Annotated in this window: 16 protein-coding genes and 1 tRNA gene; 11 read left to right on the top strand and 6 right to left on the bottom strand. The window is 56.7% G+C overall.

What is annotated here, in order from left to right:
• Nucleotides 1-4 precede the first annotated feature (4 nt).
• The gene (locus P6U25_RS35715) at nt 5-1,435 is read right to left on the bottom strand and encodes an HlyD family type I secretion periplasmic adaptor subunit (RefSeq protein WP_407152800.1); all 1,431 of its coding nucleotides are present in this window, start codon (nt 1,433-1,435) and stop codon (nt 5-7) included.
• A gap of 251 nt (nt 1,436-1,686) precedes the next feature.
• Here P6U25_RS35715 and P6U25_RS35710 point away from each other — a divergent pair, with 251 nt between their 5' ends.
• From P6U25_RS35710 to P6U25_RS35690, 5 genes are all read left to right on the top strand, one after another.
• Nucleotides 1,687-3,828: a type I secretion system permease/ATPase gene (locus P6U25_RS35710; protein WP_407152799.1), complete on the top strand. Its 2,142-nt coding sequence runs from the start codon at nt 1,687-1,689 to the stop codon at nt 3,826-3,828.
• Nucleotides 3,829-4,106: 278 nt separating this feature from the next.
• A complete protein-coding gene (locus P6U25_RS35705; RefSeq protein WP_407152798.1) occupies nt 4,107-4,508 on the top strand; it encodes an H-NS family nucleoid-associated regulatory protein in 402 nt (133 codons plus the stop codon).
• Nucleotides 4,509-5,557: 1,049 nt separating this feature from the next.
• A complete protein-coding gene (locus P6U25_RS35700; protein ID WP_407152797.1) occupies nt 5,558-6,109 on the top strand; it encodes an NYN domain-containing protein in 552 nt (183 codons plus the stop codon).
• Nucleotides 6,078-6,611: a hypothetical protein gene (locus tag P6U25_RS35695; protein WP_407152796.1), complete on the top strand. Its 534-nt coding sequence runs from the start codon at nt 6,078-6,080 to the stop codon at nt 6,609-6,611. The genes P6U25_RS35700 and P6U25_RS35695 overlap by 32 nt, the downstream gene beginning before the upstream one ends.
• A 383-nt stretch (nt 6,612-6,994) precedes the next feature.
• Nucleotides 6,995-8,932 carry a hypothetical protein gene (locus tag P6U25_RS35690; protein WP_407152795.1) on the top strand — a complete coding sequence of 646 codons (1,938 nt, stop codon included), beginning with the start codon at nt 6,995-6,997 and terminating at the stop codon, nt 8,930-8,932.
• Between the two features lie 902 nt (nt 8,933-9,834).
• Here P6U25_RS35690 and P6U25_RS35685 read toward each other — a convergent pair.
• Both P6U25_RS35685 and P6U25_RS35680 read right to left on the bottom strand, forming a co-directional pair.
• Nucleotides 9,835-10,023: a hypothetical protein gene (locus tag P6U25_RS35685; protein ID WP_407152794.1), complete on the bottom strand. Its 189-nt coding sequence runs from the start codon at nt 10,021-10,023 to the stop codon at nt 9,835-9,837.
• A gap of 1,931 nt (nt 10,024-11,954) precedes the next feature.
• A complete protein-coding gene (locus P6U25_RS35680; protein ID WP_407152812.1) occupies nt 11,955-12,206 on the bottom strand; it encodes a hypothetical protein in 252 nt (83 codons plus the stop codon).
• On the opposite strand from P6U25_RS35680, the gene P6U25_RS35675 reads away from it, so the two are divergent.
• Complete coding sequence (locus tag P6U25_RS35675; protein ID WP_407152809.1) at nt 12,135-12,353, top strand: hypothetical protein; 219 nt, start codon at nt 12,135-12,137, stop codon at nt 12,351-12,353. The two genes, P6U25_RS35680 and P6U25_RS35675, sit on opposite strands and share 72 nt — an antisense overlap.
• 245 nt (nt 12,354-12,598) lie before the next feature.
• The gene (locus tag P6U25_RS35670; protein ID WP_407152793.1) at nt 12,599-12,787 is read left to right on the top strand and encodes a hypothetical protein; all 189 of its coding nucleotides are present in this window, start codon (nt 12,599-12,601) and stop codon (nt 12,785-12,787) included.
• A gap of 2,738 nt (nt 12,788-15,525) precedes the next feature.
• On the opposite strand, the gene P6U25_RS35665 is transcribed toward P6U25_RS35670, so the two are convergent.
• The gene (locus P6U25_RS35665; protein ID WP_407152792.1) at nt 15,526-16,182 is read right to left on the bottom strand and encodes an arylesterase; all 657 of its coding nucleotides are present in this window, start codon (nt 16,180-16,182) and stop codon (nt 15,526-15,528) included.
• A gap of 519 nt (nt 16,183-16,701) precedes the next feature.
• Here P6U25_RS35665 and P6U25_RS35660 point away from each other — a divergent pair.
• Entirely contained in the window at nt 16,702-18,096 is a 1,395-nt protein-coding gene (locus P6U25_RS35660; RefSeq protein ID WP_407152791.1) for a GSU2403 family nucleotidyltransferase fold protein, read from the top strand.
• Between the two features lie 981 nt (nt 18,097-19,077).
• Nucleotides 19,078-19,431, top strand: a complete 354-nt coding sequence (locus P6U25_RS35655) for a hypothetical protein (protein ID WP_407152790.1) — start codon at nt 19,078-19,080, stop codon at nt 19,429-19,431.
• A gap of 638 nt (nt 19,432-20,069) precedes the next feature.
• On the opposite strand, the gene P6U25_RS35650 is transcribed toward P6U25_RS35655, so the two are convergent.
• Nucleotides 20,070-20,145: transfer RNA gene (locus tag P6U25_RS35650), tRNA-Thr, on the bottom strand.
• A 517-nt stretch (nt 20,146-20,662) separates the two neighbouring features.
• On the opposite strand from P6U25_RS35650, the gene P6U25_RS35645 reads away from it, so the two are divergent.
• Nucleotides 20,663-21,862 (top strand): hypothetical protein, encoded by a 1,200-nt coding sequence (locus P6U25_RS35645; protein WP_407152789.1) that lies wholly within the window; start codon nt 20,663-20,665, stop codon nt 21,860-21,862.
• Nucleotides 21,863-21,941: 79 nt separating this feature from the next.
• On the opposite strand, the gene P6U25_RS35640 is transcribed toward P6U25_RS35645, so the two are convergent.
• On the bottom strand, nt 21,942-22,967 hold the full coding sequence (locus P6U25_RS35640) for a cupin-like domain-containing protein (protein WP_407152788.1): 1,026 nt from the start codon (nt 22,965-22,967) through the stop codon (nt 21,942-21,944).
• Between the two features lie 924 nt (nt 22,968-23,891).
• On the opposite strand from P6U25_RS35640, the gene P6U25_RS35635 reads away from it, so the two are divergent.
• Nucleotides 23,892-25,031 (top strand): acyltransferase family protein, encoded by a 1,140-nt coding sequence (locus P6U25_RS35635; RefSeq protein WP_407152787.1) that lies wholly within the window; start codon nt 23,892-23,894, stop codon nt 25,029-25,031.
• Nucleotides 25,032-25,153 lie beyond the last annotated feature (122 nt).

Here is a 25,153-nt window from a genome sequence, read left to right as displayed (position 1 = left end):
CGTGTCAACGCTCGCGCATCGTCTCTTGCTTGTATTTCATCAGCGGCGACAACAAATAGCTGATCATGCGGCGCGATCCCGTCTTGATCTCGGCTGTAACTGCCATGCCTGGCGACAGGCTCACCACCTTACCGTCTACCTGAAGCTGTGGATGGGCGACGGAGATCCGCGCCACGTAGTTCATTTCCTCGCCCTTTGGCTCGCTCGTAGCTGTCATAGATCCTGTGCCCGACCTGTCGGCGGTCTTTTCGCCAGGAACCTCGCGCGCAACCGAGTCGGACGAGACGCTCAACACCTTTCCGTGCAGAAGGCCGTATCTGGTGAAATCAAATGTATCGACTTTGATCTCGACTTGGTCACCTGCATGAATAAAGCCGATATCCCGATTGTTGACCGAGGCCTCGATCTCCAATTGATCATCAAGCGGCACGATCACCATGAGCGGCTGCGCGGGAGTAACCACCCCGCCAATCGTGTGGACCGCCAATTGCTGAACCGTACCGGACACCGGGGCCGTCAAGAGCTGAAACTTGGCACGCTGTTCAGCCTTGGAAAGATCGGCCGCAAAGCCTGCGGCCTTTCTCTCGGCTTCAGCGAGCTCGCCTAACAACGTTCTCCGAAACTCGGCTTTGGTCTGCGAACGAGTCTCGATAATCGTTGCTATCGCCGCTTGCATCTCCTTGGCATGGCTCTTTTGAACCAAGCGCTCCTGCTGGCTCTCGGTGAGCTGTTGCAATACCTCGAAATACTGCAACCTCGAACCAAACTCATTGAGGGTCTTGCGGATATTGACGCGCTCCTCGATGGTCGGGATGACCGCGTCGAGCTTGTCGACGGTTGCCGAGATTGTCGCCAACGCGGCTTCCTTCTGTGCTCTCTGTCCGTCCAGTGATGCGATCTTGGCCCGATATTCGGAAACCTGCGCGATCAAGAATTGCCGTTGCATGGCCACCAAATCCGGATTGGCGCCCTCCGGCGGACGGAATGCGCCAACTGGGTCGTCGGTGTCGGCGAGCGCAGCTTTCAGACGCGCGATATCGAGCTGGGCCGACTGCAAATCGCTCTGCAGATGATTGACTTCGCCTTCGTTGATGGTGGGATCGAGTTCGATCAAGCTCTGACCGGCATTGACGAACTCACCTTCAGAAACCCTGATTGCACGGACCACTCCCGTCTCGAACGGCTGAACCACCTTGCTGCGGCCGGTCGGAATGACCCTTCCGGTGGCAGTCGCAACGATATCCACACGCCCGAAACTCGCCCAGGCAAGGCCCACGACGAACAGTGCGACAATGGTCGCTCCGATAGCGCGCCCGAGCGGGGAGGGAGGGGTCTCAACGATTTCCAGGGCGGCCGGCAAAAATGCGAGTTCGTCCGCCGACCGCTGTTTGGAAGCGAGCGGAAACGGTACGATTTTTGATGCCGACTTAATCATTCCCGAGCCCCTCATAGTATTGCCCACTTTTTAGGCAATCTCCTGATCACAGTCCGCAGCATACTGCTATTAATTATTTTCATTCGGACCTAATTAATGGCCAAGACTGAATTATCCTTTGTGATTGCGGATATTTTTTGAAGGACCCACACCAAATCATCGCCCTAATGTGGGCTATAAGTTTACCAACACAAAATACGATGATCACGCAACGCGCCCGGCGTCGGCGCGACTGACCGATGGGGCAAATGATGACTGCGCATTCGGATGCACCCGGACCAAACGATCCGGGCCTCATAGCCCTCGTGATGCTACTGCGTTTTCACGGCCTCAGCGCGGACCCTGCCCAAATCCGCCATCACTCTGGCATGGCGCAAATTGGCACTGCCGAAATGGTGCGCTGCGCGCGTGAATTTGGGCTGAAGGCGCGCGAAATCAAGAGCGATTGGGCCCGTTTGCTCAAAACACCCCTGCCAGCGATCGCCGCGCTCAAGGACGGCGGATTTCTTCTCCTTGGCAAGGTCGGCGACGACAAAGCCGTCGCTCAGTCAGCGAAGACCCCTCGTCCGGAATTGATGAGCAGGGCAGATCTCGAGGCGATCTGGGATGGCCGGCTCGTTCTGATGACCAAGCGCGTCAATCTCACCGAGTTGACGCGCCAGTTTGACCTGTCGTGGTTTCTTGGCGCTATCCGCAAATATCGGAACCAATTGCTCGAAGTGTTGGCTGCATCATTTTTTCTGCAGCTTCTCGGACTGGTATCGCCGTTGTTCTTTCAGGCGATCATCGACAAAGTACTGGTGCACCGGAGCCTCAGCACACTCGATGTGCTCGCCATCGGATTGATCGGGATAGCCGTATTCGAGACTATCCTCAGCATTCTCCGAACATATCTGTTCTCCCACGCAACCAACCGTATCGACGTCGAACTCGGCGCAAGGCTCTTCCAACACCTGCTCGCGTTGCCGACGGCATATTTCCAAGTGCGGCGGGTAGGGGATTCGGTTGCGCGCGTTCGCGAGCTCGAAAACATCCGCAACTTTCTCACCAGCTCTGCATTGACCCTGGTCATCGACCTTTTCTTCACCTTTGTCTTCCTCGGAGTGATGATTTTCTATTCACCTCTACTGACCGGGATAGCCCTTGCAGGATTTCCTTTCTACATTGCGATCTCCGCCGGAGCCACGCCGAGATTCCGCCAGCTTCTCGACGAGAAGTTCAAGCGCGGCGCCGAGAACCAGGCCTTTCTTGTTGAGTGCGTGAACGGGGTCGATACGTTGAAGGCAATGGCGGTCGAGCCACAGATGCAAAGGCGCTGGGAGGAGCAGCTTGCCGGATACGTCGCAGCGAGCTTTAGAGTTCTCCGGCTGGGCAACAACGCCAGCAACAGCGTTCAGCTCGTGAACAAGCTCGTGATGGCCGGTATTCTATATTTTGGGGCCAAGCTGGTCATTTCCGGAGGAATGTCAGTCGGCCAACTTGTCGCATTTAATATGCTGGCAAGCCGGGTCAGCCAACCAGTGCTGCGTCTCGTCCAAATATGGCAGGATTTTCATCAAGCCCGAATTTCGGTTGATCGTCTTGGCGACATCCTGAACACACCTCCGGAGCCCAGATTCAATCCAGCTCGCACGGCACTGCCAACCATTCGAGGCGACGTGACGTTCGAGCACGTGGTTTTTCGATACCGAGCGGACGGACCCGAGGTTCTGCACAATGTCAGCTTCAACGTCTCGGCGGGTCAGGTCATCGGCATTGTGGGCCCCTCCGGCTCGGGCAAGAGCACCGTCGCGAAGCTGATCCAACGCCTGTTCATTCCCGAGAGTGGACGTGTGCTCATTGATGGTGTCGATCTGTCGATGGTTGATACATCCTGGTTGCGCAGGCAAGTCGGTGCCGTGTTGCAGGAGAACGTCCTGTTCAACCAGTCCGTGCGTGACAATATCGCGCTGCCGGATCCGAGCATGCCGATCGAGCGCGTGGTGGAGGCTGCAAAGCTTGCTGGAGCGCATGAATTCATCCTGGAGCTTCCGGAAGGCTACGACACCGTCGTCGGCGAGCGAGGAGCTAGTCTATCTGGCGGGCAGCGTCAGCGAATAGCCATTGCTCGGGCACTCGTGACAAATCCGCGCATCCTGATCTTCGACGAGGCGACGAGCGCTCTCGACTACGAAAGTGAACGTATCATTCAGGACAATATGCGGCGCATTGCGCAGGGGCGAACAGTCTTCATCATCGCCCACCGTCTTTCCACGGTGCGCAGAAGTAATAGGATATTCACTATTGACCGTGGCCACCTGGTGGAAGACGGCACTCACGACGAACTGATCAACAGCGGGGGTCGATACGCAGCACTTCACCGAATGCAGGCCGACATCCAAGAGGTGCTGTAGTAGCTGCTACAACTTGTGGGGACCTCTGGATGGTTCCTTGCAGGAACGCTTGAAATATTGCATTACTGTGTAGGCTGGATCGCAACTGCCTATCGAACGTTTCTTGGCACAGCCAGTTTTTGCCTGCCCGTTCGACTTGCCGTAGAATACGGTAGGGTTCGCAACCTGAGCCACGATCCCCCGGGACCAGAAGGACTCCGAGATCTCTGCCAAGACCCTTAGACTGGCAACGCCGCCTTCTCTATAATCCCGCGAATCAAAGATCGAGACCCACGTAAATGACCCAGAAGCTGAATTTCGACAGTATGTCAGTCGATGAAATGTGGCAGCTACACGAAGAAATCGGTCGGATTCTATCTGCGCGGCTAACGACCGAGAAGCGGGAGCTGGAAAAGCGCCTGGCCCAGTTGCGCCGCGAGGATGATGTGAGGCAGGCGATTGGCATTAGTGCGCAAACGGCGCCGGCAGTACGTCAACGTCGCAAATATCCCCAGGTACTACCTAAATACCGCAATCCCAAGGCCCCATCTGAAACGTGGTCAGGGCGTGGGAAGCAACCGCGCTGGCTAGTTGCCGCGCTGAAGACGGGTCGTACCATCGAGGAATTCGCGATTGGCAAATCCGAACCAAAGCGAAAGGGAAGCGAGCGCCACGCGAGGGGGCACGCATCCCGCGCTTAGCGCTGAACGGAGATTTGCGCGCCTTCAAGCTCGAAACGTCGTCACGCCTTCAGACCGTGGCCGTTTAGGAGGCTGACCGAACCGGAAGCGGCCTGGCGCATGCCGCTGCAACCATCTGGGCTTAAGTGCCGAGCCTTTTCCAAGCCGCGCCCCCGGATGCCGTCTAATGGCAGTGCGTGTCCACCATCATGCGAGGACTGTTGCGCTACAAGCGCCATTCAGGGGCAGATCTACTGAAGCGTCTTGATCCCATCATCATTCGATGGAGGTTGGTGCTGTGGCCAAATCGCGCGCCCGCACTCCGCCATTTTGACCTGCCGCCTTAACCGGACCAATTCGGAATACATACTCGCAAGTTCCTGACTGTCCGTCCTATTAGAAACAACATGACGATCTGTAAGGGACAACCTGCTCATAAACTCTCCCTAATCACCTGACAAATATCGATTTAGCAATTTTCGTGCTCTTGTGTTTCACCAAGCAAGAGCTGGACCATTCAGCAGGACTCTCGCGTCCTCAAGGCGCGATCTTGCGCAGCTTACGCCACGACAACAGCTCAAGCCTGATTAGACGGCACGCTCCAACGAATCCTTCGCCGCCTCATCGGCAACGCGATCGGGAGAAATACAACAGTTAAGGGCGATCTTCCGTACCCGAATAAAAGACCTTGCAAGTATGAACTTCCAGTACACTGTAGGTCGTTGCTTCCGAGGCCTACGAGCGGCGCTACTATATGCCGCAATTTGAGCGCGTCAACAACACCGAACCGCGCTGAGTTGCCCCCGCCAAAGGCGGCAAGCTCGTTGGCCCGCTAAGCCAACGCAGGATGCCGACGTCCCTAGGTCCGAGTGACCTGCGAGGCAGGTGCGCGCCCAACGACACTGATAACAGGCACTCGTCAACAGACAAAGCTGGGCAGATCGTCAAATACTCCCTTGACGGGCCGCGCTGAATGCGCGGTACATTGCATATTTAATATTTAAATGTTGGCCAGCTTGCTTGAATTAATTTCTGCCGAAACCGGCCAACGCGCCGCGCCAGGATAATTAATGATGGAACGGATCGCGCTCTTCATTGATGGCGCCAACCTTCATTTCTCAGCGAAAGCCTTGGGTTTCGAGATCGATTTCAAACGGCTGTTAGCGGAATTTTCGGTACGAGGGCAATTGGTGCGAGCCTTTTTCTATACGACGATTAGCGACAGCCCTGATTTTGTTGGCTTACGATCATTGATCGACTGGTTGGATTACAACGGCTTCATGGTCAAGACCAAGCCCGCGAAAGAATATGACGACGGAGAGGGGCGTCGGCGGGTCAAGCGGAGCATGGGCGTCGAACTCGCTATTGATGCCATGGAAATTGCAGATCGGATGGACCACGCCTATCTTTTTTCTGGCGATGGCGACTTTCTCCGTGTGACCCAGGCGCTTCAGCGGGCGGGCGTCCGCGTGACGGTCGTGGCAAGCGCTCGCACGAAACCTCCGCTGGTTGCCGCGGAACTGCGAAGGCAGGCCGACAACTTTCTTGAACTCGGCGATTTCAGGCGAGCGATCGAGCGACACCCGACACATGAGCTTCGCGTTCGTGCAAGAGACCTTTAAAGACCTCATCAAGCCAAATGGTCCGACTATTTCGTGGCGTCAGAAGGACCGCCATTTTGCAGATAGCCAGCACAAGATCATGAGACGAGCTATCCTTAGTCTGGCGGCAGCCCTTTGGCTGGCTTTTATTTGCTACGCAACATTGTCTCCGCTCGCTAGCCGACCAGGATTGCTGGGCGACACCGCACTCGTCGTATTCCTTGAGCACGTTTGCGCATATGCCTTGCTCGGCCTGCTCCTGCGTTTCGCCATTTGCAGTCGACCCGTTCTGATTATTGTGCTTGTTGCCTCGATCGCGTGTATGCTCGAATGCTTGCAGGTATTTACGGCTGATCGCCATGCTCGGTTGCTCGATGCCGCGGAAAAGATTGCCGGGGGCTGGCTGGGTGTAACTGCCACCCCCATGGTCGCCACGATTGCGAGCCATCTTTCCAAGATGCGACCCGAATTATGGACAAGGGGCAAAGCCAAGAGGAGAGAGCCTCAGCCTCACTCGCATTAAGCTGGAGTTTCGCGATAGCCCTCAAGGCGCGCCCAGTACGTAAGCCGATCGCTGGGCACGTCTGTGGGTTCGTCGCTCAAGGCATCATGCTTATCCCTAAAAGCGCTGGAACTTGGGAGCCTGCCGGGCGACCAGTCCAAGCACACTCATGTCTGTTTGGATGGCCGCCCCCAAAGTAGCGTCACAGGCCTACCAAATATATGAGAATAAATGCCGCTGAAAACTCAATTTCGCATAATATCGATTATGGAATGTTTTCCTATGAGTTTCCCGCAAAACGAGGTTTCAAACGCGAGCGCCGGAGCGCTTGTAAAGGACTACCCTAATGGCTTTAATGTTCTAGACCTCTCGATCGTCTGACAAACGCCAACAGAAGGCTGGATATGCCAGACATAGACTTGGTCGACTGGAGCGTCGAAGAATTCCGACGCCTACTCGACCAGCCGCTCGACGCAAGCGATGTTGTCGCATCTCAGGCGGCACTGCAAATGATTATGGGTGACCGATCGCTGTCCGCGACGGCGATGTCTACTGATGTGACCCGGGGAACGACCGACGCAGAGACCCCCGCATCTACGCAAGAAACGCTGGTAAACGATCTGGCGCCCGGTTCTCAGTCAAGGCCGGCTTCGTCCAACGACGCGCGTTCTCAGACAATGCCGCGTTCGGATTCTTCGGGATGGCAGACGCTTCTTCCACGTCCTGACATCGACACCGAGCCGGACGGTGCTGCTACGCCGGAGTTCTACGCCCTGAACGCGGTTCGAAGATTCGCGCGACGCGCGGTCGGCGCGTTGAGATCGGACGGCTTGGATACAATTGCAGAGAGCAACCGGCCGCGCGTTAGTCCCAATAGGGAGCAGCAAAGTCCGCGGCAAACGCCGTCAGATACGACACAGCTTGCCACTATTTCGAGCCCGACCACTGAAACCCCGCCGCCGCCCGGCAGGGCTAGTGACCAGGAGCAGTCCATCCGGAAGGCGATCCTGGTCCTCAATGTACAAGTAACCTCGTCTGAGCCAGACAACGGCACCGAGCCCACCAACACCTCAGGAGCGACAGAGTCTATCCTTGGCCAGACTGAGAACCCTGTCCAGTTGACGTCTTCATTTTCGGAGGATGCTGCGCAGGCGGCTCCGCCCTCCGCACTAGCGGAGCCGTCGGCACCGCAAGCCGGTGCCGATCGGGACGCTGCTGCTATCTTTGATGACAGTGCGCTCGTGACACTGGGCGGAAGCGGGTGCGAGGCCGGCTATGGAGGAATGCAGCCGCCACCTTTGGGTGTCAGCCAAGCAGAATTCATGGCAGTAACGCAGACGTCCGAGACAACGGACGCCGGCGAACCCGAGGCGCTGAACTCTGGCGGATTTGAAGCATCGACCGCCGTCACGCATTCCGTGACAACTGCTTCGACTGCGAGCCAGCCACCGCCAAATCAAGATTCCACTGAAGACACTCTGCGCGACATCGACGCGCAGCAGATGATTGCGCCGCTGGGTAGGCCATACGGGCTTTCACGAGCGCTTAGCGAGGCAGACGTGATACAGCCGGATCCCAATCAATCCGGCTTTGGGCTAGGATCCAACGAGGATCGTGAACCTGGGCCCGGTTTGCCAGATGGTGCTCCGTCGACGACGGTCGCAATCGGACGGATCGACGAAGTCGATTGCGCTCACGAAGAGCCCATCGAAGAGAACGCTCTACTTGCAGCAAGCGACGTGACGGAGCTCGTTGCAGCTTACACAGAACTACCAACGGAACCAACGGATCAGGATCTCATTCCCGGAGAGAGAATTCGAGAAGATTCGTACCTACTGCCCGCTCCTACCCCCGAACGATCTGCTATCGAAGCGCACGCTCGGCTGGAATCGAGCTCAAACGCAAAAGAAGACCCGTCAGCGACCGCCCATCACGCCCTGCAGACGATCTCGGTATCGCAATCCGTTGGAGTGAACGGAAATCGTCCAGTTCTCGCTCTTCCTGGGACTTCCGGCCAGGCGGCAGCGGGCTCCGCAACGCGAGAGTTCGCCGTGGAACGCGGCAGCCTTGAGCGCCAGCAGACTCAACCACCCTTGGCACTTCCTGCGGCTAGCCATCAGTCGCTTCTAAGGGCGGTGATACAACCAGACATTTGGACGGCCTTGGCCGACCGGGAGCGTGCGATCGTCCTGCGCTGGGCCCTAAGAGACATCAGAGGTATGCGGCTAAAGATGTCCCCTGTGGGCGCGGACACCCTGCAGACCCTCGTCGACTTGAGCCTCGTGGAAATGGCGAGCGGATCACCTGTGCTAACCCCCGAGGGCCGGGCAGCGATTGCCTAACGGGAGAATGAACGCGCGTGAGACCCACGGGCTGGAGCAGTAAATCTACGGGATGTTTAACCCTTTTCGCGGACATCAAGCTTAATTCTCGAGACCGTTTGCGCAAACGGCATGACCGAGTCAATTTACGGCTAGCAGGCCGCACGCAGTTCTCGAATTAGCGAAGCCGCCGCGTAGTGCGATTGCCAAGGCGGTCCTCGGTCACTTACTGCTTGGAACACACTTCACATGAAGCATACTTTGAACAATTTAGACAGACGCTCAGACGTCTCCGATCTCGATGGGCTAGAACTCCGTTATCGCGAAGTACAGCATCTAAGAAAGCTGGTATCCCAGCTCGAGAGCCCATCGGCCGGTGCGGTCCCGCCAGCGCCCCTTCATGCCTCGGACCATCGGTCTCTCCATTGACCCACCCGGCGAAACCCGCCAACGCGGACTCCAAGACTACGGCGGACCTCCCCCTCGCGAGTACGTCTCGGTCGTTGCGTCAGCGGGAGCAACAACTCCATCCAATACCGATCAGCATTGCATGGATTACCGTGAGCGCGATTGCGATGATCGGCTGGTTCACCGGGCTGCTCTGGGCCGCTTCGTATCTCGCGCGATGGCTGATGTCCTGAAGATGCCCCTCCTCCCACAGATGCGAGTGTCCTGCCATCAACACGGACCAAGGCCCCCAGCAAAGCCCCTCACGATCAGAACTTTAGCTGGCTGTCTCGACAGCCGCTGGGGGTTTCGTCAATCGAGGGGCTTCGAAGCGGAGCTTTGCAGCCATCGGGGCTAACCGCCTTCGGGCAATCCACCAACCCGAAACTTTCCCGCGGCCGTCGTCGTCCCAACTCTATCCAAGGGAGCATGCCGCTCTTTGGATATGGATCGAAGCCCGGGCGACAGATCACAACTCAATGAATTGTGCGACTTGGATCATAAGGGCACGAGGCAGCCGGCGACTCCGTACCGTCCGAAAGGACGCTTTCAAGGTCGGCGACCAGTTTTCTCAAGTGCTGTAGTTCGCGATATCGCAAGCCGAGATCATCACGATCGCTGACAATGGCCATTTCGGCCTCGCCACCCAACGGATTGTCTTTCATTGCAATACTCCAGCATCGATCAATACATCGTGCCGCTGCCAAGCACGGCCAAATTTCGGAGCCGAAAAAAACTTTCGGTATGACCTTATAGTACATGGTGGCGCGATATCACTGCAACTGAACTTTGGGGAGCTGCGCTTCCGTTTCGTGCGCTGACTGCGACCTCTCCCCTCGTTTCCTGCCAGCTTGTTGCGATTGCTCCATTGCCAACGCTCTCCACCATCGAGAGCCTCTCCGGTGACTGCAGCCTCGGACTCTTGCACTTCGGTCCGGCGCGCTCACTGCTTTTGTCGCGCTTGAGAAGCTGAGATAGGCAAATCGAACGGAGTTATGTGTTTCGCGTTGGCAACGTCGCAGACTGCCAAAGCGGTCTGGTCGGCTGCCGCCCTTGAGCGATGCACCAGCTCGTATTTTCAAACAGGCCGCGACAGTCGACAAGCTCAAACGTATTCGACCAATCAGGTCACTCGTGAGCCGACAGGTCTCAACCTGTTCTTCTTCAACGCAGGTCTGAGTACAGAGATATATTGAAAGTCCCGATTGTCCCGGACCGAGCGACAGCCTAACCCCATCGGACTTCCGCTCCGGTGGCTCAAGCGAAGATGTCGCTGCATGCTTGCAACCGGCATCTAAGGACAGCCTCGTCCGACCAGCGAGCCCTGCGGTGGGGCAGGCTCTCAACCCAACCGTGCCTGATCCAGACCAGGCTGGAATCGACCCAAGTTCTGCCAGCTATTTCAATCGGTTATATTACGATTTCATGGGCCGCAGGCGCTGGAATAATCGACGCCATCGAACCTCCATTTTAATGAGGTAACATTGTTAATGCGTGTTAACCATATCCCCGACACATTCCAAAGCGAATGGTCGGATCTCATCCGCGAACTCGAGAATCAGTATGGTCACGCGATTGGCTGGCATGGTCTCACTCATCCTTTGCCTCGGCGGCTGCTGTGCCGGGACAGGGTGTCTAGTTCAAACAGCGGGACCGGCTCGCATCGCCCCTCCTGCTTGGGATGGCCTCGCTCAGGTTCCTGATCGTCGTGTTGCAGTGGAAGATCGCGGTGAGCGCCGACCGGCCCATGCTTCAAAACAACGTAAAGAAACCTCGTCGGCGAACCGGCCACCCGCTGCAGCCGATAAGCTTGCCGGTTTGAAGCCGTACTCGAAAGAATGGGTGGCGGCCTATAACAAGATGAATGAAGAGGAAGACGAACGGTTATCTCGAATGATGGTGATTTGCCGCGGCTGCCTGGCTCCCAAGCGGACGGCAGCGCCTCCTCATTTAGCTTCAGATTCCATCTCCTCCGCTCGCTCTGCGCATTCGGATTAGGTCCACGAGGGCGATCCCTCCTGAAGACCGGGATCCTCCCGACACGCGCCGGCGCACGTCAACGCTCAACCAATGTCCGAAGCGAAGGGATCGAGCATTTGAACCGCTTGCCCGAACCTGCAGACCAATAGGTTGGTTGAGAGGGACCCGGCGTGACCGAGATAACGCGACTTGGAGTCGAGAAAGTATCGCGACCCTTTGCGTCGGTCCTCAAGGTCGCCTGGGTCGTCTTGTGTGCAACTTCCATGATTGGCTGGTCCGTGGCGCTGTTATGCATCGCCATGCAACTCGCGCGGTGGCTGTTTGCCCAATCTGTCTAGAACACCAGTTCGGACAATTTCACCGCGAGACAGATGATCATGCCCCAAAGCGCTATGTTAATCTGAAGTACGAGTGGCATCCCGTGTCCCCGAAAACCAGGCCTTCAGGTCGGATCGCATGCAGCGCCGACGAACATCGGTAGATTAGGCCATCGATCAGGTTAAGGTTTGATCAGCAGCCCGATCCGTAATTGTACGGTTGAATGGCTCAGATGACCCAAGCTATCACGCTTGTTTCTCGATATTGCATCGAGACGCGCCGGTGCCGAGATGGACGATCAGCATCCTGTCTTAGGGCTTGGAGCCGCCGAGTAGTTTACGTCAGATTCGATTGCAGGTTTATGGATTGAACGGGACGCCTGATGATCAAGCTTGCGGCTCGCTCCTTCATTCTCCCCGGACAGCACGGTGACCCGCATGTTCCGCGCCTCGATTGGCCTGGCAATCAGGGCGCTGACATAGATCGCGAGGACGAAGCCAATAGCCAACAGCACGCCCACGGATGCCAGCAGGATATCTACAATCAACATGAGTCACCCGCGGTTGCACCCTGCCGTGTTAGTAAAAGCACAATGCGCGCGAAAGTTCCGGGATGCCCGACCGGGACGTTACGGTGGGCTAATGAAAGAAGTATTTCCAACCCCGCGACGAGCTGCGCCAGGTTTGCGTGGATTTGACGTTGACCGGATTGGTCCGTGAGCCGTCGCAATTGCCGCACTGCACTCGCGCCTGGATAATTCTGCTCCGCCCCCGCTTGTTAAAGGCATATAGGTTGCGCCGACCCCACGTCGACCAGGCGATGCGACAACGCATTCTCGCCATCAGAGATGGCGTAACACTGGGATCAAATCAGACGGGAACAATAAGAACAATAAGTGATTAACTCGAGCGCAATTTAGGGTCACTTCCCTGGAGCTCGATAATGACCGACGAGAACCTCGCGCTCTTGGCCGTCGGGGCTGCGCAAGAAATCCTCGAGGAATATCTAGAACCTCGGCCACGCACCAACGAACGTCTCATCCTCGATCGCCTCGTGGAGATACTCGAACAACCTAGCCTGATCATAGCGGTTGGCCGAATGCAGCGCGATCATCGCTTGACTGACGATTAGCCGTTCTAACCGCCCCCGCCTATTTCGATGTTCATGGCAGCCGATGCAGCCTGCATCGGCCAAAAAGAGGCCGGCGGTTCTTTGGGAAGACGCCGGCATCCAGGTGCCTGTTTAGATTTTGACCTCTATCCGTCCAAAACGGTTCAAGATACCTACGATTTATTCTCGCCGCTGCGGTCGCCACTACTTTAGTACCGCGCCGCCGCGAAACAGCGGCACGACGCTCGGCGCCCATCCCGATATCGGATGAGTAATCGCACCATGGCAACCAAAGGCCCGGCTCTCGTTTGCCATCCTGCGCCAATCGTCCGCACTCGGACGACAATAATGAAGCCGCCTCGCTTAGAATGCGAGCTCAGCAATCTTTACAATCGCGCAGGCTATCATTCCCCAGATCGCAACGTTCACCTGAATTACAGCTAGCATTTGCGTCCCCTAGCCGCTCGAATCGAATTGCGAAATTCCACCCAGGAACCATGAGTTCCCGCCAAAGTGGCAGGATTGCGGCGCGCGTCTCTATGTTGCGGCGCACCCACAATATAAACAGTTAATACAAATTAGGCGCCTTGCCGATGGCCCCGACCTAGGCGCTACCAGCAGCGCGAATGCCCCGACAAGTCGCAATCTCAAGACGCCCTCATGATATTAACCTGCGAACCAATGTTCGCACGCCTCGTACTAACACATAGGTTTGCAATCGCCGGACACGATGATCGGAAAGGACGCCCATCATTCGCACCGGACGACGTGTTATGGCGGATCCAGCCGCGATCCAACTGGCATCAATTCAGGAGGCCTTTTGCACGACGAATACATTTCCCCGGATGATTTGGCCGCCGCTCGTTACGGCTATATCTATCTTTGGCAACACCAGGGCCGACGGCATCAAAGGTGCCGCGTGCTCGCGCGCGGAACGATGTACACATGTCTTGTCGAGTTTCCGGATGGCTATCGGATGGTTACTAGCGTTAACGGATTAAAGGAGGTGCGCTCGAGCCCTCCGGATGCGCCTTGACCATTCGTCGCTGCGAACACGAGCAGCTAGCTTGGGCCTGCCTAGTTGGCGCCACGCGAGCTGATCTTCCATTGAGGAGTTGACTGCTACCAACGGTGGCGGCCGAGCCACAACGCAGGCCTAGTTCCTGTGACCTCATCTTGAGGCCCGTAGAAGTGCTTGGATTTGGCTAGTCGCAGTCGCGCCAGCGACCGGGCCGCGGAATAAAATCGGCAAGCTCACGGCGCGTTGCCCATTTAGCCAAGGCTGTCGCACGTCTTGTCCGGCATCTGGCACATCTGCGCGATCGCGCAAATTCACCGTAAGAACTCGGGACGCGGTCGGTATGGTCAGACCCGTCGGAAGACGTGAAGAACCGTTCGCGACGACGACGTGCACTTACGATCAATCTGATCGCCAGCACAAAGGATAGTGACGCGCTGCTCGCGCTCCGATAATGGCCGGCCGATCATAGCGCTGGCGCATAGCGCAAGCACAAATGCGGCTACCAGCAGCACACCCACCGCGAGCAGCAGGACATATGCGATCCACATCTGGTTCCCCTAAGGCAACGCTGCTATGCTAAAGCACGATCACTGCCGAGGCTCTCCGCGCCAATGACCGACCCAACGGCGGAGAGTGCCCACCCATGTCGATGCTGCCAGATTCGAGCAACTCCGGGGCGGTACAGTGGCAATACCGAAGCGATTTTGAATTATCACGCCGGCATTCGAGGGCAGAAAGTCGCGCAAATTCACGCCGCCAAAGACCGCAACAGGCCGATCGCCCGGGTCCCAGTGAGGATTGAGTGCTGCTAAGCCAAGTGCAGCTTAGAGTCGTATGCGCTGGAAAGGCTTTTGGGGGCCATCTAGCGTCGAGCTAGCTCGGGTAACACATACTCGCCACGTCGGACGGCAGCGAGCGAGCGCGTACTATCTTATTCCTTCGCGGCAGCCCGGCGGTACGCGCTGCGATCGGCTTACTTGCACAAGCACCAGCATTGCCTACGGTCGTACAAGCACCCGCAGAACACCCTAGTGAAAGTAGAGCACTATGATGATCGCAGACAGCAATACGCCTATAATGAAATCGCGGATCGTCATGACTAAAGCTCACAGAAGGACTTAGAACTATTGGGAGGCACTCTACACCGCGAGCTGACCTGCCGCCCAGTCCCCAACCAGAAGATTTGAGGGAGCGCTCTCGATCTCGGTGTTGTCCATGGAGGACGGCAACCGGTATCATCGGCGCCGGCTGCTCCGCGCGGAGGCGACAAATGATGGCGAAGGCTTCTCGCCCAGCGTCACCGAATCGACGCCTTGAGACCGTTGTCGTCCGAACAGCTTGAACTAGTTGACTCGAGGAACCTGATCTCGCAGTCCGCGTGCATCACGCTTGTAGCATTGCTTTTGCGGCGATGCACTTCCGTGCAGGCGAGGTTCCAGATTTAACCTCGGAGCGACGCATAAAGCTTAACAAGCGACTTCAGTTGCGTGTTGTGCGTGAACAATTAGCCTCGCCGTACCGGACAATTGCCCACCTGTCCGGGTCCACCATGGCGAGGTCGTCGCGTCAGTATATTCGATGCGGCGGCTTCGTTCTGGAATTGAGCGCCATGCAGGCGATCCAAGATCGTTCTGCAACAACGACGATTTGATGCGCCCCCTGCTCTGGGATCATGTCGAACCTGCTTTGCCACCGTCCCTCGGCATCAACTGTGCTCAAGAGATTTGCTCAACTGAAGTCATCGCTCTCTTCGATCCGCGCGGTCGATCAAGGCCTCGACTGTCGGCAATATACGCATGACAACCGCTTCTATTCCAGCGGCAGTTGGATGCAGACCATCCGACAGTTTGAGCCGGGCATCGTCGACAAAAGCATCGTCGAAGGCCGGGTAAAAAAGCACATTGTGTTCGGCAGCGAGATCACGGAACATCGCGGCAAAGGCATCTTTGTATTCGTCCCCACCGCTCGGTTGAGTTCGCACCCCGCAAAGGAGCACCGCAATCCGTCGGACCTCGAGCTTGCGCAAGATCGTCGTGAGCGCTGCACGAGTGACACCCGGGTCGAATCCCTTCAGCATGTCATTAGCACCGAGTTCGACGATCACGGCATCGGTATCGTCAGGGACCGATTGGTCCAGCCGTGCTAGGCCCCTTGCGGCGGTGTCACCACTTACACCCGCATTGGCGACTTGCACAGGTTGACCTCTAGCCCTCAGTGCAGACTCAAGTTTGACCGGAAAGGCATCCCGACTCGGGACGCCTTCACCAGCAGTAAGGGAATCGCCGAGCGCAACGATCCTGATGACCTTCGGTTCGGCGCAAACGCCCTGGTTCACGGCCCAGGCCAGACCAATGCAAGCTACGACGGCAATGGCTATGGGGCGTGTATTGATCATGTCTATGCCGGCGGTGATAGACCGAGCTGTCGTTCCGCCCGCATTTCACAAGGGCTCATCGTGAATGCGGGCATCGCTGCCGGATAACACAGCCATGCTGTTTGCCCTGCAAGTAGCCGCGACGCCACACCCACGGACATAAGCGTATGTTTCTCACAGGGAAAGGTTGGTCACCTCGCTGTCGGGGATTTAATCATTTCGGTCGCCTTCAGACAACCATTAATTGTCTAAAGAGGATGTTGCATGGTTGCGGCCGCTATTTATTTAAGCGTCCAACGAGGGTGCGCCTCCGCGTCAAATAGCCGGCTACGGCTAATCTCGATAACGTTGAGCGCGTCCCGTACCGGGTGCAAGTTGGGCAAGGTGAGGACGGAACCACTTGGCCGCGGCACGCCGATTTGGGCTCTAATGGCGGCTCTATACTCAATTTGCAGAGTGAGTATAAATTCTCGCTGGACGCTAGGCTTCTCCTCGGTTATACTCATTTTTGTGCGTTGAGTATAAATCCGGATACGAACCATGCCGGCCCCTTCCCTGGCTGCCCAGACGACCTATGCCGAGCTCCTGGAGCGCACGGCGACCGCCGCCTTCCAGTCCGCCTTCGCGGACAACGGCTCGTTCACCGCGAAGAGTATCAACGGCCGCAAGTACTGGTATTTCCAGGCCGGCACCGGCGCCGAACGGTCCCAGCGCTATGTCGGGCCAGAGACGCCGGACCTCCTCGAGCGCATCACCCGCCATAAGGAGGTTCGTGAAGACGAACGCGAGCGTCGGGCACTTGTCTCCACCCTGGTCCGATCGTTCGGTTTTCCCCGTCCCATTCCCGAGATCGGGGACGTGATCGCGGCGCTTGCCAGGGCTGGCGTCTTTCGCCTTCGCGGCGTGCTAGTTGGAACGGTTGCCTATCAAACCTACGCTGCAATGCTTGGCGTTCGCCTCTCCGCTGGCTCGTTGCAGACCGGTGACGTAGACATTGCCCAATTCAAGAACGTCTCGGTGGCGGTCGAGGACTCCACGCCGCCCGTCCTGGACGTGCTGAAGGAAGTGGACAGATCCTTTCGGGCCGTTCCTCACATGACTGACGGCCGCCGCGTGACCAGCTATGCCGCCAAGGGCGGCTTGCGCGTCGACTTTCTTACACCTCACCAGGGCAGGGAAACCGGCCACCCCCAAAAGCTGCCTGCCCTAAACACAGATGCCCAGCCGCTTCGCTTCCTGGATTTCTTGATCCGCGAGCCGGAGCCTGCAGTCGTCCTGCACGGCGCGGGTACCTATGTGCACGTGCCGGCTCCAGCACGCTACGCGGTTCACAAGCTCATCGTCTCCCGCAGGCGTCCAGAGGGGTTTGCAAAGCGCGATAAAGACCTGCGGCAGGCCGAGGCCTTGCTCGCAGCTCTTGCGGAGAGGCGACCCCATGAGATGAAATCTGCATGGGAGGAAGCCTATGGCCGCGGCCCCAAATGGCGCCAATTAATGCTGGAGGGGCTCGTTTTGCTCGCGGCCGCTGTTCGGGACGCGGTGCTCAAGACCATAGGCGCACCTCGGTCGATCATTCCGGGCATCGATCTTTCCTTCGATAATCCTCCTGCCCGCTATGACTTCAGCCGCGATATCGTGATGTTCCAAGGACAGGGACTCGGCGGCGCAGTCGACTGCGCAGTCAGCCGCGAAGCGCTAGACGACCATTTCGGTGCCTACGGTCTCAGGCAAGAGGGGCGGCTGGAAGCATTCTTCAAGAACAGATCAAAGATCGAAGAGATCGCTCGCACCAAATATTTGTTCTCCCCGGTGGAGGAGCCGCGTGCCGTCCTGCTCGGGACATCCGACATTGAGGAATTATCCCGGAAGGAGCTTCGTGTCAGGGGGGAAACTGCCAGGTCATCGAGGAAACGGCGGGCGCCGAAGCGCACGTAGGGCTCTCCTTCACCGCCCGACCCTGCGTTTGATGCCCATCCACTCGGATATGCCTCCAGCCCGACCGGAAAGCGATTGTCCACGTGTGCTCCAGCATGAGATTGGCGCCGCCCGCGAGCCGTCCCGACGGACACGGAGCGGCCTCATCAATGCCCAGCATGCCCTGGTCGCCATTTGGCGACAGGACTCCGCCGGGGACAACGCATTTCGAGCTCGGCGGCCGCGCCCTTTGTTGGCACGGCTACACCAGAACGCCCCTGATCGAGCGCCCCGGAACACGCTTTCCTGTCAGATTTCGGTTCAATGAAACCATTTCCCTCCCATCACGAAATCCGGCTGAAACAATCGACAATTATCTCCCGTCCAGTTCATAAGGGGAAGTGTCATGATGGAAGTAACCGTCGGGCTGCTATTCGCCCTCAGCGCCGCCGTCTTTGCCGCACATGCCTACGACGCCATTCGGCTTCACAGAGGCGCCCGTCAGATATGATCAGCGCACGCTGTGGTCTGAGCCACGTCCCCCGCGGTGCCGCTATTCTGCGCTGGTCGACTACGTTGATCTGCGGCCCACAAAACCAACTGAAAATGCCCGCATCACCGCGCGGCCGTCAGCTTCGCCCCACATCAGATTGTGCTGTGGTCCCGAAGTAACCGCGCTTTTTCCCGCCGTATTAATATATAAAAACGCTGGGTAATTCCAGGCTCAGTGATTACGCCTAAGCTGCGTTACGAATATATTCCGCCTTTGCGCTCGCAGACGCCTCCCCGCAAGTAAAATTAACAGTTAGCCTCATGTGAACAGTTTCACAAATCTGTGGCACTAACTTTGCTAAAATTCAAGCGCTGGGGATTGCAGGGCCCAGCGTGAGACAGGCGCCGCCGGGACAAGTATTTCGAGCCTGGCGGTGCATTTTTGATCTGCCGGCAGAAGCGCTCGGGCGAGCCGATCTTGATACCTTGAATAGCACAAAGAGGATTACTATGAGCCAGGCTAATGGGGCGATGGTCGCTCTGCGCACCACCGAATTCGCACCCCAATCTGAGGAATTACAGCGATCGCTGACAACCACCTCTCGAACGCAGCCGCAGGGACTGAATGCGACGAAGGCAATGACCAGGGTGGTCGGATCATCGCCCCTGTCAATCGAACGACTTGATTGTGGGCCAGTCTCCTCTCAAGCCCTCGCTCTGAACCCAAGCATAATCCAAGCCTCAGAGCGGGTCGGATCGATCATCAAGATGGCGTGGATTATTTTGAGTGGAATCTCCATGGTCGGCTGGATGATCGCGCTCTTCTGGGGGGTGCAATACATTGCGCAGTGGTTGTTCAGCTAGAGGCCGACACCTGCTGATCGCAAATCGGCGACAACGTCGTCCCGAAAAGCATGGCCCTTCAGCTCGTCCCGAGGGCGCGGTTCATCATCATAGCTCGATTATGAATCCGCCTATTGTCGTCGCGGCGGCCGCCGCTGCGGCGCCCGCGACGACGGTCTCGGTCGCGAGGGTGCGACGCTTGACTTGATAGGCATTTCGGTATCGCGGACCTCGGCTTGCCGTATAAACAGAACCGTTAGCCCGCTTCATAAGCGCTAAGGTCACCGAGAAAAAAGTCGTGGCGCTGATGAAAAGCCACCAATTCCATGACCAAGACATGTCGCAAGTTCCATCGCCGGTGATTTACTTATAATTACCGCTTCTAACGAACATCGAAATTGCGGCAAACTGCCCCATGGCTTCGCGCCGCGCGCTCACGGAGACGTAGCGTGCTCACGAATCCTGTCAGCATCAGACGATCCCAGATGCATCGTCGAAGGGTGTGTTTGACAGACCAAGTAAAATCGTTATCGAGATGTATTTGGACGAAGACACTACTGAAAATTTTCTTCCAGGAGCCTCGAACTTCTCGGACTTCGCCAAGCATATTATCTCGGTAACGTTATCCTTCTATGGCGGGTATCCTTTGCACAGCAAAATGGTGCCGGTTGAAGAGACTTGAACTCCCGACCTCCGTCATACGATGACGACGCTCTACCCCTGAGCTAAACCGGCTAACTCACCAAGCAATCATATTCGAAACTGAAGCAGGTGTCGTTCTCAAGACTTTAACGTTAAACTTTGAGACTGTCAGCTCAATGTAAACGACATAGGACACACTCGATCACTGGTTCCACAGCGCTCGCTAATGATCCCGAGGCATCGAACGGAAGCGTCAGCGGACGCTAGAGGCAGTCCAAATATTCGGCCTTCCACCCCCTGACCGCGATTGAGACGGCGCGCACTATCCATGCTACTCCACCCGAGCATTTACAGCCTCGCGTTTAATCTATTTATTTAATTCACCACTGTGATACGATCGATTTAGTTTTTGGACGTCCGCCTGCGTTGGTACGCGATGGCGTTTCTTGGTTGGGCATTTGCACACGAGGAGAACACCCCACTAGGCAAGACTCTTGAGCGACCAATGCCAACGGCCGGCGCGTCCAGGCGTCGGCAGAAGAACCAATATTCCAAGTGTATTTTCGCGTGACGGAGACCACGGCCAGCATCATCAGCGGACTTAATGCGCATGCGCCACTCAATTGGGACGGCCCCCAAGGATCGAGAAATCATCATCGTTGAAGATGCGCGGAGCGGGGCCTCTGATCGAGTTCGATGGTCGCCGCAGACGGGTCGTTGGATCAAGGAAAACGGTGATCCTATCAGCATCACTCCAACGCATTGGAGCCCAATACCGACCGATCCCCATACTACCGTATCGGACGGGATCACGGATCAAGACCGTGAACATCTTGAATTCCTAATCGCACAGACCGCGAAAAGAGGAACGCAGTCCGCGGCTCTCAGCTCTGCCAAGCAGGCCCGATCATTTTACAAGATCGTTGCTATCGTCATAGCGGTGGTGCTCGCATCGCTTTTGCCGGACTCTTACTATCGGGAGGCGTTGGCTCCTCAAGGCTACATCGACGTACGGCACATCTTCCAAATCGCCATGGAGCAGCTTTCAGCGCAAATAGATTCGGCCCCGAAACGGTCGGCAACAGGAGTTCCCGGCATTGCCGGGCGGCAAGACCGGGTGCCGCCGGAACCATCCAGCCAACCCGATATCAAGATGCCGAGCGCGGCTCGGGCCAATGATGCCGAACTTATGGGCGTTGCGGACAAGTTTTCCGCAGACCCGCGTGACCGCAAGCGGTCAGCCGCGCTCGAAACTGAACTGGCCGCAGTTCGTCAATCTCTCGAAGACGCCAGGGCGGCATTGAGCCGGGCTGAGGCCGAGATTGCCCGGCTGAAAACCACGGCCAATGTTCACTTCGAGAGTATGCAAGACCGTAGAGCGCTCGCGGCCGTCCTCCCAGAGCAAACCGCGGCTGGTGCGTCACTCAGTTCGCTAAAGAACGAATCGCATCCACCCTTAGCCTATCGACCGATAATTGGTGCAACGATGCCCTTCACAGCTTGGCGCGCAAGCCAGCAGCATTCCGAGTTCGCGACCGGAGTGGGACTCCTCGAGATCATCCAAAGAGGAGAAGCAGGACGACTGCGGCAACTGCTAAAGGTCGTGACCGCCGACCGCGAACGGGTCCCTCTGCACAATCTCGAACTAATCTCTCAGGTCGGTTGTTCAGCACCGTGGCGTCACCAACCCAGATCGCTCATCGCTGCAGAGAATGATGCTGGAAGCAGAGCGAAGCCTGGCTCGCCTACAGCCTTGTGCGTCCATCCGCACGAATCCGGTCCGCGGGGGGACATCAAGGCAATTCGCTAGCCATCGCTGTTGCCAGGCGCTCTGGCGCGCCTCGCCACAGCTTCTCGCGCATTCAGCCGGCACCCTTCATCCCGACCGATCACACACCTTTGGTCGGTCGTGTTCCGCTTGATGGCCCCATTTGATTACTTCGAGGCTTCCTGAGAACTCGGCTAGCCAGCCGGTACGGCGCCCGCAACCTGTCGAGACCAGAGAACACAACATCTCGATAACTTCTGGGTTCAGAAGCACAGAGAAGCCTCATTCCGCCGGCTTTCAAAGTATCACTCATGACCGACTGGCCTGGTGGCCGTGGCCGGAGACCTAGTCTCCTCATGATCGAGTTGACCTGATAGATGTGAGCTTTTCTGTCGAGCTCCGTCATGCAGAAGTTTATGCTGACACTGATCGAGACGCTGCTTCCATTTCTAACCCAGTGAGGGGCCAAAGGAGGATGGTGGACGGCCACTCCCGGAGCCAATTGGAAACGCTTGCCGCGATCGCCTAACTGTTCTCGATACTGCGCGCCATTTAGATCACCGAGATAGAATTTCTCAATCTCCGGATCGGGGAGGAGCTCGCGATCGTTCGGATCGAAAAGCCAAACGTCCTTTTCGCCCGCAATCTGGCACAGGAAATTGGCCTCATGGTCAATATGATAGGGCGTAACGATGTTGGGTGACGATATGAACACCGTCATCTGCGCCCAAGTGACGTTCGACAGGACCTTTTGACCGAGGAGATCCTCCACATCCAGTAATGCCTGCTGCAGCAGCTTTTGATAGTCGGAGCTGACAGCATTGATATTGCTGATCTTGACGTAGCTATGAGAGTGAGTCAGCCCGCCAATAGCGCTTGCAATGCGAGTTCTATCCGCCATTTCCGAGAATTTTGCGTTGGTCTTTCCCTGCCCACCCGACACCACGAACCGATCGGGTCGATCGTGCGCTATCCAGAACGCTGCAGCGTCTTCCAGCGCGGCGAGCGAGAAGAGATCACTGTCCGCGAGATAGTGCCTCAACGAGAATGCCGAGATGCCAAAGTGCTGCTGGAATTCTACGGTCTCGGCGGAGAGAACAGGCGAGCGTCTATCCATACGCTCAACGCGACGCCCAGGAACAACCATCGAAATGGCCTCCTCATCGTGATCAAATTAACGTCGACCCGAGGAGAATCAGGGAGAAATATCGCCCTCTTCCGCGGGCCTATTAACGATTTCGGATGCAATAAATTTCAATGCAATAAATGCCTGACTGCACCCATCCTAGCAGACCAACCTGACAAGAAGCTTGCAGCGATTTGTATCGGAATATTTCTGACGAAAGCTGCCAGTCCTGCAGAGGATGATGCAACTCGCCAATGGCGGCTTCAGGGCCAAGCCTTCTCACGGGTAGATGGCGCGCAGGGCGCACCTTCGGATCCTATCAGGCTGATCGACGCACCTCGACCGCGCCTTTCCAGGCCCTCGCGCACAACAAGCGACATTTAAAGCATCGCAGAGCAATGACAAATTGAATTGCGTTTAAAATCTCGTATTATAAAGCTTAATTGTTGAAGTTTATTGCCAAGAATTTGCCCCTGCGTAGAGTGCGACCTCGATCGGCGAAGCTCGAGAAGTATCGCCGACCTTGGTATTTGGATACAGTTTTTTATATATTTGAACCGTCGGTGTTTCATGTCTGGAGAATTGCGCCGCCAATATCTGGAATTGAAGAGATTGCGGAGGATAGTGGCGGACCTTGAGAATAGGCTTTTGGCGAGCCGACCGCCCCCGAACGGCGAAGATCAGGCCAAGGCTGCCGAGTCGATTGGTTCAAGCATGCCACCGAACGATCCAGAAGAGTAAGAGATCGCCGGCTATAAGGTAAGCAAGGGAGATGCGCGGCCGCAGGTTTCTTCCGATCCAGCCTTACAGCGAACGGTCCTTCCTGAAGAACGGTATGCACCGCTTCGCAGCGGCATCTGTGTTAGGGCCCCGCTAGTGGAAGCTGGGTCGAGATCCCGAAGGCCGCAAGCACCCGTCAGGTCTGATCGAAAGTCACGAAGCGGCATGAATTCCCAAAGAGCGAAGGTCGGCTCGACGGCGGCGGACATCCTCGACGCCCATGGTGGTGTTGGTCCCGGCTTTGATGCGCTGCGCCTTGTGCTAGCGGTTTGGGTCTTCACCATACACGCCATGTTCATCTGTAAGGGAGCGTACGCAGCGGAGCAGTTTGCGAGCGATCCGTTGCACAGGATTATTGCCAGCCCGGTGCTGCCCATGTTTTTTGCGGTCAGCGGATATCTTGTCACCGGTAGCGCCCTTCGCATTAGGAGCACAACGACCTTTCTGCTGTTCCGGGTATTTCGAATCGCACCTGCACTCATCGTCGAGGTTACTCTAAGCGCGTTGATCCTGGGACCATGGCTCACCGACAAGGGTCTGCTGGAGTATTTCTCCGATCCTCTGTTTTTCAGATACTTCCTGAATATTGTGGGCAACGTACAATTCTTCCTGCCCGGTCTGTTTGCCCAGAATCCGGTACCTGGCGCCGTCAATCTCAATCTATGGACATTGAAGCCGGAGTTCTTCTGTTACGTATTCATGTCGGCAATGATCCTTTCAAAGGTGATCTTCAGCAGGACATACTTCGGACTGATCGGTCTGTTGGTGTTGCTCTCAACGACGGCCTACATCGTCGGGGGTGGCCAAGCGTACAATTTCTTGGGCGTTGCGGATTGGAAGATCTTGGTCGTCGCCTTCATCGTCGGGTGTTTGTCCTTCCAGTGGAATGACCGCATCGTCGTCTCGGGCAGCTACGCCGCGATTGCCTCAATTGTCGCCTCCATCGCTGTTGTTTACCCGCCGTTGGCGGTGCCCGGCGTGCTCGCACTCACCTATATCGTCGTCTACATCGGTACTCGGAAAGTTCATCTTCCAAGATTTCTGACGAACGGAGACTACTCTTACGGAATCTATCTATTTGGTTTCCCGATCCAGCAGACCCTGGTCCATTTCCTGCCTTCAGACTACAGAACTGGGTGGCTCGTGTTGATGCTGGGACTTCCGCTCACACTTGGATTTGCCATGCTTTCCTGGAATTGCATTGAGAAACCGGTCCTGCAGCTTAAGAACAAGCTGAGAGCGAGCCCTCGCGGCCCGTTCCGAACCTGGCGCTCCAAAGAAATCGGGCTCGAGCAGATCCGGTAACGCGGTTTGTATCAATCTCCACGAAGTACTGATCGCCTCCCCACCAGATGCTCAGCAGCTCGTTTATCTTGGTCGGCTGGCTCTCCAGCCTTGTCCTGTGGCTCTGTAAAAATGACGCTTGA

It is taken from the genome of Bradyrhizobium sp. ORS 86, from assembly GCF_045571475.1.
Classification (GTDB): Bacteria; Pseudomonadota; Alphaproteobacteria; order Rhizobiales; family Xanthobacteraceae; genus Bradyrhizobium.
The sequence above is the reverse complement of the archived record's forward strand: the minus strand, read 5'-3'. Positions and strand labels throughout refer to the sequence as shown.

What these genes read in the sequence shown, in the direction of transcription:
- P6U25_RS35665 (WP_407152792.1), bottom strand. Translation starts at nt 16,182, where the DNA reads ATGATCAATACACGCCCCATAGCCATTGCCGTCGTAGCTTGCATTGGT.
- P6U25_RS35655 (WP_407152790.1), top strand. Translation starts at nt 19,078, where the DNA reads ATGAGCCAGGCTAATGGGGCGATGGTCGCTCTGCGCACCACCGAATTC.
- P6U25_RS35685 (WP_407152794.1), bottom strand. Translation starts at nt 10,023, where the DNA reads ATGAAAGACAATCCGTTGGGTGGCGAGGCCGAAATGGCCATTGTCAGC.
- P6U25_RS35700 (WP_407152797.1), top strand. Translation starts at nt 5,558, where the DNA reads ATGATGGAACGGATCGCGCTCTTCATTGATGGCGCCAACCTTCATTTC.
- P6U25_RS35670 (WP_407152793.1), top strand. Translation starts at nt 12,599, where the DNA reads ATGACCGACGAGAACCTCGCGCTCTTGGCCGTCGGGGCTGCGCAAGAA.
- P6U25_RS35705 (WP_407152798.1), top strand. Translation starts at nt 4,107, where the DNA reads ATGACCCAGAAGCTGAATTTCGACAGTATGTCAGTCGATGAAATGTGG.
- P6U25_RS35715 (WP_407152800.1), bottom strand. Translation starts at nt 1,435, where the DNA reads ATGATTAAGTCGGCATCAAAAATCGTACCGTTTCCGCTCGCTTCCAAA.
- P6U25_RS35690 (WP_407152795.1), top strand. Translation starts at nt 6,995, where the DNA reads ATGCCAGACATAGACTTGGTCGACTGGAGCGTCGAAGAATTCCGACGC.
- P6U25_RS35695 (WP_407152796.1), top strand. Translation starts at nt 6,078, where the DNA reads ATGAGCTTCGCGTTCGTGCAAGAGACCTTTAAAGACCTCATCAAGCCA.
- P6U25_RS35710 (WP_407152799.1), top strand. Translation starts at nt 1,687, where the DNA reads ATGACTGCGCATTCGGATGCACCCGGACCAAACGATCCGGGCCTCATA.
- P6U25_RS35635 (WP_407152787.1), top strand. Translation starts at nt 23,892, where the DNA reads ATGAATTCCCAAAGAGCGAAGGTCGGCTCGACGGCGGCGGACATCCTC.
- P6U25_RS35645 (WP_407152789.1), top strand. Translation starts at nt 20,663, where the DNA reads ATGCGCCACTCAATTGGGACGGCCCCCAAGGATCGAGAAATCATCATC.
- P6U25_RS35660 (WP_407152791.1), top strand. Translation starts at nt 16,702, where the DNA reads ATGCCGGCCCCTTCCCTGGCTGCCCAGACGACCTATGCCGAGCTCCTG.
- P6U25_RS35640 (WP_407152788.1), bottom strand. Translation starts at nt 22,967, where the DNA reads ATGGTTGTTCCTGGGCGTCGCGTTGAGCGTATGGATAGACGCTCGCCT.
- P6U25_RS35680 (WP_407152812.1), bottom strand. Translation starts at nt 12,206, where the DNA reads ATGTTGATTGTAGATATCCTGCTGGCATCCGTGGGCGTGCTGTTGGCT.